The sequence below is a fragment of the Agrobacterium sp. GD03872 genome (genome assembly GCF_029840625.1).
Taxonomy (GTDB): domain Bacteria; phylum Pseudomonadota; class Alphaproteobacteria; order Rhizobiales; family Rhizobiaceae; genus Agrobacterium; species Agrobacterium fabrum_A.
In genome coordinates, this window is record NZ_JAOCCY010000009.1 from 24,007 (window position 1) to 36,402 (window position 12,396).

At 61.1% G+C, this 12,396-nt stretch carries 9 protein-coding genes; 5 read left to right on the forward strand and 4 right to left on the reverse strand.

Going from position 1 to position 12,396, the window contains the following annotated elements; genetic code table 11:
- Positions 1–111 precede the first annotated feature (111 nt).
- The 4 genes from N5D22_RS18550 to N5D22_RS18565 form a co-directional block, all read right to left on the reverse strand.
- Positions 112–1,884 (reverse strand): SLC13 family permease, encoded by a 1,773-nt coding sequence (locus N5D22_RS18550; protein WP_279658806.1) that lies wholly within the window; start codon positions 1,882–1,884, stop codon positions 112–114.
- Between the two features lie 241 nt (positions 1,885–2,125).
- Positions 2,126–2,413: a GIY-YIG nuclease family protein gene (locus N5D22_RS18555; RefSeq protein WP_065117070.1), complete on the reverse strand. Its 288-nt coding sequence runs from the start codon at positions 2,411–2,413 to the stop codon at positions 2,126–2,128.
- 176 nt (positions 2,414–2,589) lie between these two features.
- On the reverse strand, positions 2,590–3,348 hold the full coding sequence (locus N5D22_RS18560) for a TerC family protein (RefSeq protein WP_279658805.1): 759 nt from the start codon (positions 3,346–3,348) through the stop codon (positions 2,590–2,592).
- Between the two features lie 162 nt (positions 3,349–3,510).
- Positions 3,511–4,197: a TetR/AcrR family transcriptional regulator gene (locus tag N5D22_RS18565; protein ID WP_279658804.1), complete on the reverse strand. Its 687-nt coding sequence runs from the start codon at positions 4,195–4,197 to the stop codon at positions 3,511–3,513.
- Positions 4,198–4,358: 161 nt separating this feature from the next.
- Here N5D22_RS18565 and N5D22_RS18570 point away from each other — a divergent pair, with 161 nt between their 5' ends.
- The 5 genes from N5D22_RS18570 to xylA all read left to right on the forward strand — a co-directional run bounded on the left by N5D22_RS18570 (position 4,359) and on the right by xylA (position 11,774).
- Positions 4,359–5,573 carry an HlyD family secretion protein gene (locus tag N5D22_RS18570; RefSeq protein ID WP_279658803.1) on the forward strand — a complete coding sequence of 405 codons (1,215 nt, stop codon included), beginning with the start codon at positions 4,359–4,361 and terminating at the stop codon, positions 5,571–5,573.
- 34 nt (positions 5,574–5,607) lie between these two features.
- Positions 5,608–7,191, forward strand: coding sequence for a DHA2 family efflux MFS transporter permease subunit (locus tag N5D22_RS18575; RefSeq protein ID WP_279658802.1), 1,584 nt, complete (start codon positions 5,608–5,610; stop codon positions 7,189–7,191).
- Between the two features lie 456 nt (positions 7,192–7,647).
- A complete protein-coding gene (locus N5D22_RS18580; RefSeq protein WP_020812145.1) occupies positions 7,648–8,670 on the forward strand; it encodes a LacI family DNA-binding transcriptional regulator in 1,023 nt (340 codons plus the stop codon).
- A 105-nt stretch (positions 8,671–8,775) separates the two neighbouring features.
- A complete protein-coding gene (xylB, locus tag N5D22_RS18585; RefSeq protein WP_279658801.1) occupies positions 8,776–10,230 on the forward strand; it encodes a xylulokinase in 1,455 nt (484 codons plus the stop codon).
- A gap of 233 nt (positions 10,231–10,463) precedes the next feature.
- On the forward strand, positions 10,464–11,774 hold the full coding sequence (gene xylA, locus N5D22_RS18590; RefSeq protein WP_279658800.1) for a xylose isomerase: 1,311 nt from the start codon (positions 10,464–10,466) through the stop codon (positions 11,772–11,774).
- Positions 11,775–12,396: the final 622 nt, after the last annotated feature.

Below are 12,396 nucleotides of genomic sequence, written 5' to 3' on the forward strand. Positions count from 1 at the left end.
AATGAAAGCGCCTTTTGCACATTCCCGTTCGGTCTCGGCTTAGGCCATATTCTGCCGCAGGCGTCAAGGAAATACGAAGCCCGCGCTGGTTCAGCGTCCTAGCCGAGAGTCCTAGCTCACTGGCCAGACGTAAAGCAGCATGGGAATGCTGGCGATGACGATCATGATCGATAGCGGCAGGCCAAGGCGCGGATAGTCGCTGAAGCGATAACCGCCGGGACCCATGACCAGCGTATTGCACTGGTGGCCGATGGGGGTGAGGAAATCGCAGCCCGCGCCGATCGCCACCGCCATCAGGAAGGCCTCCGGCCGGAAACCGAGCGTGGTGGCGAAACCGGCGGCGATGGGGGCCATGACCAGCACGGTGGCGGCATTGTTGAGAAAGGGCGTTACCGCCATGGCGGTGAGCAGGATCATGCCGAGCGCCGCAAAGGGCGGCAATCCCTGTGCGGCATGGCCGAGCCAGGCGGCGATCAGTTCGCTCGCCCCGCTGGTGCGGAGCGAGTCGCTGACGGGAATGAGGGCGGCGAGCATGACGAGGATCGGCCCGTCGATGGATTTATAGACCTCGGTGAGCGGTATTGCGCCGACGACGATCATCAGGAAAGCGGCGGCGAAAAAGGCGACCGAGACCGGCAGCAGCCCGCTCCCGGCAGCGATCATGGCGGCGGCGAGCACAAGGACGGGCAAAAGCGCGCGGCGCTGCACGCCCAGCAGTATTTCCCGCTGCGCCAGCGGCAAGAGCGAAAATTCCTGCAATACCTGCGGCAGGTTCTTGCGGCTGCCCTGCAGAAGAATGACGTCGCCCGCCTGCAATGTCAGCTCGGAGAGCCGCTGGCTGACGCGCTGGCCACGCCGGCTGACGGCGATCAGATTGACGCCACGCGTATAGGAGAGCGAAAGCTCGCGCGCCGAAATGCCGCTCAGCACCGATTCATTGCTGATGACGGCTTCCATGGAAATGAGATCGGCGGTTTTCTGGCCGTTCTCGGTGAGCGGTTTGCCTGAGAGCAGAAGCTTCGCCTGCGAGACGATGCGGTCCAGCCCCTCCGGACTGCCTTCGAGAAGAACGGTGTCGCCCGCTTTCAGTTTCACATCGGGGAAGGGGGAGATGCGCCGCGGCCCGCGCAGGATGGTGCTGGCGATCACATCGCCGTCGGCCTGTTTCAGCAATTCGCGCAGCGGCTTCTCCGCATGGGTGCTGTCTGCCGGCAGGGTGGCTTCGGCAGTATAGGCGGACTGGTCGAGAATATCCTCCACCGATGCCTGCTGCCGGTTGCGCACCGGCAGCAGCCGGTAACCAAAGGTCAGGAAGACGATGCCGATCACCGTCAGCCCGAGGCCGACAGGGGTGAAGTCGAACATCGAAAAACTCTGCCCGGTCATTTCCTCGCGCAGCCGCGAGACGACGATGTTGGGCGAGGTGCCGATCTGCGTCATCAGACCGCCCAAGAGCGCGGCGAAGGCCATGGGCATGAGGTAATAAGAGACCGGGCTGCCGGATTTGCGGGCGAACTGGAAGGCGACCGGCATCATGATGGCGAGCGCGCCGATATTCTTGATGAAGGCCGACATGACGGCGACGACGATCATCAGGAAGGCGAGCTGCAGGCTCTTGGAATGCATTTCGGGAAAATATTTCTTGATCGTCATATCGACGATGCCCGACCGCGCCACTGCCGAACTGACCACCAGCGCGCTGCCGACGATGATGACGATATCGTCGGAAAAACCGGAAAAAGCCTTGTTGAAAGGCACGACACCGAGCGCCACGGCCACGAGCAGAGCGCTGCAGGCGACGACATCGTAACGCAGCCTGTCCCAGATAAACGCCACCATCATGCCGGCGATGACGGTGAAGGCGAGGATCTGGTCTGTCGTCATGCTTGCTTATGCTTTCGAAGGAGAGACGGCGGGAATGAGTCTATCGATGAGGATATCGAAGAACGCAAGCCGGGGTGAAGCGGTTCCGGGGTGGCGATGTCATTCCTATCTCTTCGGCATACCGGCCGTGAGCGGGGATCCAACCGACGCGGCCTCACGCGGCGAGAAGAGTCTTTTCAGCCCAAGGACTTGGGCTGGCTGGATGCCGGATCAAGTCCGGCATGACGGAGCGGAGGCATCGTCAGAGAAGAAAATGGGCAATGTCGTCCCAGGCTGGATTGAGATCTTCAATCAACTTTATCTTCCATGCCCGAGGCCAGTTTTTTATAGTCTTTTCTCTCGCAATTGCGTCCGTGACGAGATCGTATGTTTCAAACCACACAAGCGTCTTAACGCCATAACGGGTTGTGAACCCGGGCGTCAGGTTGTTCTGATGTTCATATAAACGGTGAGAAAGGTCGCTTGTTACGCCAGTATAGAGCGTACCGTTTCTTTTGGATGCAAGAATATAAACGTAACCTTGGCGCATGAAAAAAGCATGCGCAAAGGTCATTGTTTTGGCAAGAGGCGAAATTATTTCCGTCATACCGGACTTGATCCGGTATCCAGCCGACGCGCGTCTGCGCGGCGAGAAGAGTTTTTCAGCCCAAGGACTTGGGCTGACTGGATGCCGGATCAAGTCCGGCATGACGGAAGGAAGTGCGGTCAATGCACCTCTTCCGCCTCCACCTTCTTGCGACGCCGCGCGTTGCGGGCCAGCATGTTGAGCAGCTCCACCAGCGCCGAAAACGCCATGGCGGCATAAACATAGCCCTTCGGAACATGGAAGCCCATGCCTTCGGCAATCAGCGTCGTGCCGATCATCATCAGGAAGGCGAGCGCCAGCATGACGATGGTCGGGTTGCGTTCGATGAAATTGGCGAGCGGCGTTGCGGCCAGAAGCATGACGGTGACGGCGACGACGACCGCGACGATCATGATCGGCAGATGCGGCGTCATGCCGACGGCGGTGATGATGCTGTCCACCGAGAAGACGAGGTCGAGCAGCAGGATCTGGCCGATGGCGGCGCCGAAATTCATCGCGGCAGGGCCGCCGACCATGTCTTCCTTGTGGTCTTCGGGATCGACATTGTGGTGGATTTCCTTGGTCGCCTTCCATACGAGGAAGAGACCGCCGGCGATCAGGATCATGTCCTTCCACGAGAAGGCATGGCCGAAGAGTTCGAAGACCGGCGTGGTGAGCTGCACGATCCAGGCGACGGTGCCGAGCAGGCCGAGGCGCATCACCAGAGCAAGGCCGATACCGATCTTGCGGGCTTTTTCGCGCTGTTCGGGCGGCAGCTTGTTGGTGAGGATCGAGATGAAGATCAGGTTGTCGATGCCGAGCACGACCTCCATGACGATCAGCGTGACGAGCGCCACCCAGGCGGCGGGGTCGGACAGGAGAGGGAGAACGGACTCCATCAGGGAAATTTTCCTTTCAGCAACAGGCCAGCCGAAACATTCGGTGGGTGGAATTTATAGCGCAATACGCGAGAAACAAGGAGATGATGGCTCCGCTGCGCAAGATTTCATCGAAATTTCGCGCAGTCCGCGTATTGGCGCTGACGCCGTTGCTGAATGATCTCAGGCCTTGTCGGTTCCGTAGGCGGCCATGAATACCTTGATGGCGCTGGCGATCACCCGGTCCAGCTTCTCTTCCGGAACCGGGCCGTCGATCTCTCCGAACAGGCGCAGCTTGAAGAAGGTGCCGGTGGAAAGCTCGATATATTGCCGGGCGGCCAGTTCCACGTCATCGACCTTCAGATGGCCGAGCGCGACATGGTGCTCGATGAAATCCTGAAGCACGGTGCGGACATTGTTGGGCGCGGCGATGAAGAAACGCTGCGCCAGCTTCGGCATGCGGTCGATGACGCCGATCACCGAGCGCATGGCCGGGATCATCTCGGAACAGATCATCTTGTTGGCGAAGGCCTTGCCGAATTGTCTCAGCCCGTCGCGCACCTCTTCGGTGCCGGCGAGAATATTGCGCATGGAGGTGGCGAATTCCTGCCGGTGGTGATCGACCAGCGCCGCGAACAGATCCTCCTTGTTGGAGAAATAGACATAGATCGTGCCCTTGGAAACGCCCGCTTCGCGCGTGATGTCGTTCATGCTGGCCGCGTCGAAACCCTTGCGCTTGAACACACGCCAGGCGCCCGCCAGAATCTGCTCGCGTTTGGCCGGGTCTTCACCCGCCGCAAAACGCCCGGCGGCATTGCCCGGACAGCCCGTTTCCGTTTCCGTCTCCATATCCCTGTCTTTGCCTGCCATCACTGGCGCCTCTTAGCATCGCAATGGCGTAAAAAAAATTAACCGAACGTCGAACCAATCGGTTCGATAACACTTGATATGTGTCAGGAAAGAGATTATGTCAATCGAACCGAACGGTTCAGTTCGAAAAAACTTTCTTCAATTTATCACGGTACACTCTCATGTCGGCCCAGAAGAATAGCGCGGTTCGCGCCGCCAACGATGCGGAAGAGGCGGATATCTCCGCCAAGGCCGAGACCTCTCCCGCAAAGCCGGCTGAGGCCGCGCCGCAGCAGCAGCCCCAGACCATTGCCGCGCCGAAGCAGAAGAAGCGTTCGAAGCTTCTGCCGGTCATCGCCGTTGCCCTTCTCGCCGGCGCCGGCTGGTACGGTTACAACTGGTGGATCGACGGCCGCTTCATGGTCTCGACTGACGATGCCTATATAGAAGGCGATATCGCCGTCATCGCGCCGAAGGTTTCGGGTTATGTCGCCAAGGTGAACGTGGTCGAGAACCAGGAAGTCAAGGCGGGCGATCCGCTGGTAACGCTGGACGACGGCGATTATCGCATCGCGCTCGATCAGGCCGAGGCGCAGATCCGCACAGAGGAACTGTCGCTGAAGCGCATCGATGCGCAGATCGTCGGCGGCGAGGCTTCGCTGGAGCAGGCCGTCGCCCAGAAGGGCGCGCTGGATGCGGCCCTTCGCGGTGCCGAAATCACCCAGAAGCGCGCCAGCGAGCTGCAGGCGAAGGATGTCGGCACGGTTGCCGCCTCTGACAATGCGCAGGTCGCGCTCGATCAGGCCAAGGCCAACGTCGTGGCCGGCGATGCCGCCATCTCTTCGGCGAAAGCAAATGTCGAGCTTCTGCGTGCCCAGCGCGAGGAAGCCGAAAGCACGATCCGTTCGCTGCAGCTTTCCCGCGACAAGGCCGCCCGCGATCTTTCCTTCACGGTTCTGAAGGCGCCTTATGACGGCGTCATCGGCAATCTGGCGGTGCAGAACGGCGATCTGGTTTCGGTCGGCAAGCGTCTGGCTTCGCTGGTGCCGATGAACGAGCTCTATATCGACGCCAATTTCAAGGAAACGCAGCTTGCCCGCGTCGTGCCCGGCTCGAAGGTGCGCGTGCATGTCGACGCCTTCGACGATGCGACCATTGAAGGCACGGTACAGTCGATTTCGCCCGGTTCGGGTTCGGTCTTCTCCATGCTGCCGCCGGAAAATGCGACCGGCAACTTCACCAAGGTCATCCAGCGCGTGCCTGTTCGTATCGTCTTCGCGAAGGAAGACCTCGCCAGGCACAATCTGCGCGCCGGCCTCAGCGTCGTTGTCGATGTCGATACCCGCACGGCGCCGGAAACCACCAAAACCGCGCAAGTTAACCCGGAAGCCAAGTAAAGCGCATCGCTGATGCGCCGTTGAGGTCAAGATCATGGCGGCTACGGTTGTCGGTACGGGCGGGGCGTCCATCCCCGCCGATCCCCCGATGGACAGGCGCAGGCTCATCGCGTTTTTCGCGATGGTCTTCGGCATGTTCATGTCCATTCTCGACATTCAGATCGTTTCCGCCTCGCTGGCGGAAATCCAGGCGGGTCTCGGCGCGGGTTCCGATGAGATCGCCTGGGTGCAGACCTCCTATCTGATCGCTGAAGTCATCATGATCCCGCTGTCGGGCACGCTGGCGCGCATCCTGTCCACGCGCGTGCTTTTCGCCACCTGTGCTGCGGGCTTCACCATATCGAGCGCGCTCTGCGCCACAGCCACCAATATCGACCAGATGATCGTCTATCGCGCGATCCAGGGCTTTATCGGCGGCGGCATGATCCCCTCCGTCTTCGCCGCCGCCTTCACGATCTTCCCGCCCTCGAAGCGTTCGGTCGTGTCACCGATCATCGGTCTCGTCGCCACGCTTGCGCCCACCATCGGCCCGACGGTCGGCGGTTATCTCTCCAATGCCTTTTCCTGGCACTGGCTGTTCCTCGTCAACATCATCCCCGGCATCATCGTCACCATCCTCACCTGGAGCCTGATCGATTTCGACAAGCCGGAAAAGTCGCTCTGGAAGAAGTTCGACTGGTGGGGGCTGATCTCCATGGCGGTCTTCCTCGGCTCGCTGGAATATGTGCTTGAAGAGGGCAACAACAAGGACTGGTTCAACGACGAGCATATCGTCATGGGATCGGTCGCGATGGTCATCGGTGCCGTGGTGTTCTTCTGGCGCGCTTTCAAGGTGGAATTCCCCGTCGTCGATATCCGCGCCTTCGCCGACCGAAATTTTTCCATCGGCTCGCTGTTTTCCTTCGTCATGGGCATCGGGCTTTACGGGCTGACCTATCTTTACCCGCTCTATCTCGGCCGTGTCAGGGGTTACGATGCGCTGATGATCGGCGAGACCATGTTCGTGTCGGGTCTTGCCATGTTCTTCACCGCGCCGATCGCCGGCAAGGTTTCCACCAAGCTCGATCCGCGGGCGATGATGGCCATCGGCTTCATCAGCTTCGGCTGCGGCACATGGATCATGACGCATGTGACGACAGACTGGGATTTCTACGAGCTTTTGATCCCGCAGATCCTGCGTGGTTTCGGCCTGATGATGTGCATGGTGCCGATCAACAACATCGCGCTCGGCACCCTGCCGCCGGCCCGTATCCGCAACGCTTCCGGCCTGTTCAACCTTACCCGTAACCTCGGCGGCGCGGTCGGGCTTGCCGTCATCAACACCATGCTGTCGCAGCGCACCGACGATCATTATGTGCGGCTGGCGGAACATGTCAGCTATTCCAACCCGCAGGCGCTGGAATGGCTGAACAGCGTCGGTGCGAACTACGATTCCTACGGGCTGGACGGCGCTTCCGTCGCGATCAAGAAACTGGTCGGCATGGTCTCGCAGCAGGCATGGATATTGGCTTTCGCGGATGTGTTCTTCGCGCTGACGCTGTTGTTCGGCAGTCTGATCTTCATGACGATCCTGATCCAGAAACCCAAGGCAGCGCCGCCGCCAGACGCGGCGCACTAAAAAAATCCCCTCCCATCCACCGCAGAGCTGGGGCCGTCGGAAATGACGGCCCCTTTTTTGTCTGGTTCGCACCGTTTCCTCCTTCGGTCATGCCGGCCTTGAGCGGGTATCCAGTCAGCCCAAGTCCGTGGGCTGAAAGAGTCTTCGCCGCGCGGGAGCCGCGCCGGCTGGATTGCGGCTCAAGGCCGGCATGACGGAAGCCATAAGCCATAAGCTTAAATGCAGACCCTCCGCCGTCATCCTCGGGCTTGACCCGAGGATCCATGGTGACGCCGGAAGGTGGATCCTCGGGTCAAGCCCGAGGATGACGTAGAGTTTGTGTGGACGTCGTCATCCATTCTGGATCGTTGAAAATGCACCCGCATCGCCGCTCGGTGTCGAAACATGAGGTACGTACATCATTTTTCAGTTTACCTCGACCGCAAAGCTGGATATGCAAAAGCGAGGGGAGGAGCCATGAAGCCGACAGTTCACGATATCGCCGAGCGGGCTGGCGTCAGCCTCGCCACCATAGACCGGGTGCTGAACATGCGCCCCGGCGTGCATGCGGCAACGCGCGCACGGGTGGAGGCGGCCATTGCCGAGCTTGGTTATGTGCGCGATATCGCCGCCGCCAATCTGGCCAAGGGCCGCAATTATTCGCTGGTCTTCATCCTGCCGGGCAATGACAATTCCTTCATGGCGACGCTGCGCGCCGAAGTGCGCGCGGCAGCGGCACGGGCGCATCTGGAGCGCACGGCGATCCGCGTCATCGAGGTGCCGCCGTTCAATGCTACGGCGCTGACGGAGGCTCTCGAAGTCGCGCGGCGGGAAAAGCCCTCGGGCGTCGCCTTCGTCGCCACCGATTCCGAAGATGTCGCCGAAGCCGCCGACCGGCTGGCGGAAGACGGCATCGCCACGGTGACGCTGGTCTCCGATCTCTCCGGTTCGCGGCGGGATCATTATGCCGGCGTGGACAACGTTGCGGCCGGGCGCACGGCGGCGAGCCTGATGGGGCGGTTTCTTTCCGGGCGCGGCGGCGATGTCGCTGTCGTCGCCGGCTCCATGCTGGTGCGCGACCATCGCGAACGTCTGGAAGGATTTCGCGCCGTCATCGAGACCGAATTTCCGCAATTGCGGCTGCTGCCGGTGCTTGAGGGCAGGGACGATCCGCTGACCGTCGAGACGCTGGTGCGCAAGGCGCTCGGCAATGCCGCACTGTCAGGCATCTACAGCCTCGGCGCGGGCAATCGCGGCCTCATCCGGGCGCTGGGCGCGGCAGAGGGCGAAAGAGCGCTTTCGGTCATCGCCCATGAGCTGACGGAAAACACCGCCAATGCGCTGCGGGAAGGGCTGCTGGACGCCGTGCTCAACCAGGATGCCGGCCATGAGGTGCGCAGCGCCATCCGCGTGTTGAAGGCGCGGGCCGACGGCCTGCCCGTCATCGCCGCGCAGGAACGTATCCGTATCGACATATTCCTCAGGGACAATCTGCCCTGACGAGAGCATTTCAAGGAAAAGTCACCGCCAGTTTTCCGTCCGGAAATGCGGTGACTTTTAAAAAACGCTGAAAGCGGCGCATGGCGCGCCGGAATGGAGAAATACATGTATCTCGGTCTCGATCTTGGCACTTCAGGCGTCAAAGCCCTGCTGATGGACGGCGATCAGAAAATCATCGGCTCGGCAAACGGCTCGCTGGACGTTTCGCGCCCGCATCACGGCTGGTCGGAACAGCATCCGGCCGACTGGATTGCCGCGACGAAAACCGCCGTTACCGGCCTGAAGCAGAAGTTCCCGAAGGAACTTGCCGCCGTCAAGGGCATCGGCCTTTCCGGCCAGATGCATGGCGCGACGCTGATCGATGCGGCCGGCAAGGTGCTGCGCCCCTGCATCCTCTGGAACGACACGCGCTCTTATGCCGAGGCCGCCGCGCTGGACGCCGATCCGCGTTTCCGCAAGATAACAGGCAATATCGTTTTCCCCGGCTTCACCGCGCCGAAACTTGCCTGGGTGGCGAAGAACGAACCTGAAATCTTCGCGAAAGTCGCCAAGGTGCTGCTGCCGAAGGACTATCTGCGTCTGTGGCTGACGGGCGAATACATCTCCGAAATGTCGGATTCCGCCGGCACCTCCTGGCTCGATACCGGCGCGCGCAAATGGTCTTCCGAGCTTCTCGCCGCCACCGGTCTGGATGAAAAACACATGCCCTCACTGGTGGAAGGCACGGATGAGGCGGGCGTGCTGCGCGCCGAACTTGGCGCCGAATGGGGCATTTCCGGCCGCACCGTCGTTGCCGGTGGCGCGGGCGACAACGCCGCTTCCGCCTGCGGCATGGGTACGGTGAAGGAAGGCCACGCCTTCGTCTCGCTCGGCACATCCGGTGTCCTCTTTGCGGCCAATGCATCCTATCTGCCGAAGCCGGAAAGCGCCGTGCACGCCTTCTGCCATGCGCTGCCCAATACCTGGCACCAGATGGGCGTCATCCTTTCCGCCACCGATGCGCTGAACTGGTATTCGCGCCTCACCGGCCAATCCGCCGCCGATCTGACCGGCGAACTGGGCGAAACGCTGCTTGCGCCGACCGGGGTGACCTTTGCGCCCTATCTCTCTGGCGAGCGCACCCCGCATAACGACGCCGCCATTCGCGGCTCCTTCATCGGCCTTTCGCATGAAAGCGACCGCAAGGCGCTGACCCAGGCGGTGCTGGAAGGCGTGACTTTCGCGATCAGGGACAATCTCGAAGCGCTGAAGTCGGCCGGTACCTCGATTTCCCGCGTCACCGCCATCGGCGGCGGCTCGCGCTCGGCCTATTGGCTGGCCTCCATCGCCACCTCGCTCGGCGTGCCCGTCGATATTCCGGCCGAGGGCGATTTCGGCGCCGCCTTCGGTGCGGCCCGCCTCGGCCTCATCGCCGCGACCGGGGCCGATCCGGTGGCGGTTTGCTCGCAGCCGGAAACGGCGCGGACCATCGAGCCGGTGGCTGATCTGGCCGGCGCCTATGAGGAGGCTTACCGGCGCTATCATGCGCTTTATCCGGCTATTCGGGCGCTTTCGCATTGAGACAGGGAGTATGCGGCTTCACCCCCCTCTGCCCTGCCGGGCATCTCCCCCTCAAGGGGGGAGATCGACAAGCGGCTACATCTCGTCCTCATGCGAGGCTGAGTATGGAGCGATCGATAGCGTCCTGCTGATCTCCCCCTTGAGGAGATGTCCGGCAGGACAGAGGGGGGTGAGCGGCAAACGCTGACCCTGAAATTTCAGAACACCATCTAAACCCACCAAGGAGGATCACCATGAGCACAGGTTTCTTCGGCGATATTGCCAAGATCAAATATGAAGGCCCTGACAGCACCAACCCGCTGGCCTTCCGTCATTACAATCCCGACGAAATCGTCGCCGGCAAGCGCATGGAAGATCACCTGCGTTTTGCGGTGGCTTATTGGCACACCTTCACCTGGCCGGGCGGCGACCCCTTCGGCGGCCAGACCTTCCTGCGCCCGTGGTTCGAAGATACGATGCAGGCGGCGAAACTGAAGGCGGATGTGGCTTTCGAATTCTTCTCGCTGCTCGGTTCGCCGTTCTACTGCTTCCACGACGCCGATGTGCGCCCGGAGGGCCGGAACTTCGCGGAGAATACCAAGAACCTCAACGAGATCGTTGATTATTTTGCCCAAAAGCAGGCCGATACCGGCGTGAAGCTGCTATGGGGCACGGCCAACCTCTTCTCCAACCGCCGCTTCATGTCGGGTGCTGCCACCAATCCGGACCCGGATGTTTTCGCTTTCTCCGCCGCGACCGTGAAGACCTGCATGGACGCCACCAAGAAGCTCGGCGGTGCGAACTATGTTCTGTGGGGCGGCCGTGAAGGCTACGAGACCCTGCTCAACACCGATCTGTCGCGTGAACTCGACCAGCTCGGCCGCTTCCTCAATCTGGTGGTGGAATATAAATACAAGATCGGCTTCGAAGGCACGATCCTGATCGAGCCGAAGCCGCAGGAGCCGACCAAGCACCAGTATGACTACGACGTCGCCACCGTTTACGCCTTCCTGCAGAAGAACGGTCTGGAAAAGGAAGTGAAGCTCAATATCGAGCAGGGCCATGCCATTCTCGCCGGCCATTCCTTCGAGCATGAGCTCGCCATGGCCAATGCCTTCGGCATTTTCGGCTCCATCGACATGAACCGTAACGACTACCAGTCCGGCTGGGATACCGACCAGTTCCCCAACAACGTGCCGGAAATGGCGCTTGCCTATTACCATGTTCTGGCCGGCGGCGGTTTCAAGAACGGCGGCACCAATTTCGACGCCAAGCTGCGTCGTCAGTCGCTCGATCCGCAGGACCTGCTGATCGGCCATATCGGCGGCATGGATTGCTGCGCCCGCGGCCTGAAGGCGGCGGCGAAGATGATCGAGGACGGCGCGCTGTCGAAGCCGCTTGCGGAGCGTTACGCCAAATGGGATTCGGCTGAAGCCCAGAAGATGCTGCGCGGCGAATTGAAGCTGGAAGAGATTGCCGCCCTGGTGGAGCGCGAGGATATCAATCCCGAGCCGAAGTCCGGCCGTCAGGAATATCTCGAAAACGTGGTCAATCGTTACGTTTGATGCGGGCAATAGGGGGCAACGGGAGCGTCGCCCCCTCATCGCCTCGCTTCGCTCCGGCACTTCTCCCCGGCGGGGAGAAGAACAAGCGGGGTACTTCTTGCCCGAAATGGCGAGGGCACGGCATATTTCTTCTCCCCGGCCGGGGAGAAGGTGGCCCGAAGGGCCGGATGAGGGGGCCCGCTCGCCATCTCTTCCCAAAGGCGAGGACAATTCCACACCGCTACTCCTTCCTTTTCAGTCACTTCCCGAAAAATACGTCCCCTTCCATCCCCATCAGCCGATTTAGCCGCATCATTCCTCCCGCAACCGGAACGGAAGGGCGATACGCGCGGCGCCTTTCGCGAACCGGAGGCCGGCATCGACAAGCATGGTTCTGGCAGACCGTGTTTCGGAAAGGCATTCCGCCGGGCCAGAGGCGGGAAGGACCGATCCGATAGGTGCCGTGAAAAGGCTGTGACCGATGGGCTGCCCTGGCGGCCCTGATGATGCGGCCCGGTGAATGCAACGACTTCCACCACCACCACCTCTCCCACCCGCATTCGCCGGGTCGATGCCTTGCGCCGCCGGCAAACCGCTGCGGCGGCAATCCCCCATACAAAGCGCTTTGGACTTGTTAACTGCG

Excerpts from the sequence above, each read along its gene's own strand:
- N5D22_RS18550 (WP_279658806.1), bottom strand. The coding sequence starts at position 1,884 with ATGACGACAGACCAGATCCTCGCCTTCACCGTCATCGCCGGCATGATG.
- N5D22_RS18555 (WP_065117070.1), bottom strand. The coding sequence starts at position 2,413 with ATGCGCCAAGGTTACGTTTATATTCTTGCATCCAAAAGAAACGGTACG.
- N5D22_RS18560 (WP_279658805.1), bottom strand. The coding sequence starts at position 3,348 with ATGGAGTCCGTTCTCCCTCTCCTGTCCGACCCCGCCGCCTGGGTGGCG.
- N5D22_RS18565 (WP_279658804.1), bottom strand. The coding sequence starts at position 4,197 with ATGGCAGGCAAAGACAGGGATATGGAGACGGAAACGGAAACGGGCTGT.
- N5D22_RS18570 (WP_279658803.1), top strand. The coding sequence starts at position 4,359 with ATGTCGGCCCAGAAGAATAGCGCGGTTCGCGCCGCCAACGATGCGGAA.
- N5D22_RS18575 (WP_279658802.1), top strand. The coding sequence starts at position 5,608 with ATGGCGGCTACGGTTGTCGGTACGGGCGGGGCGTCCATCCCCGCCGAT.
- N5D22_RS18580 (WP_020812145.1), top strand. The coding sequence starts at position 7,648 with ATGAAGCCGACAGTTCACGATATCGCCGAGCGGGCTGGCGTCAGCCTC.
- xylB (WP_279658801.1), top strand. The coding sequence starts at position 8,776 with ATGTATCTCGGTCTCGATCTTGGCACTTCAGGCGTCAAAGCCCTGCTG.
- xylA (WP_279658800.1), top strand. The coding sequence starts at position 10,464 with ATGAGCACAGGTTTCTTCGGCGATATTGCCAAGATCAAATATGAAGGC.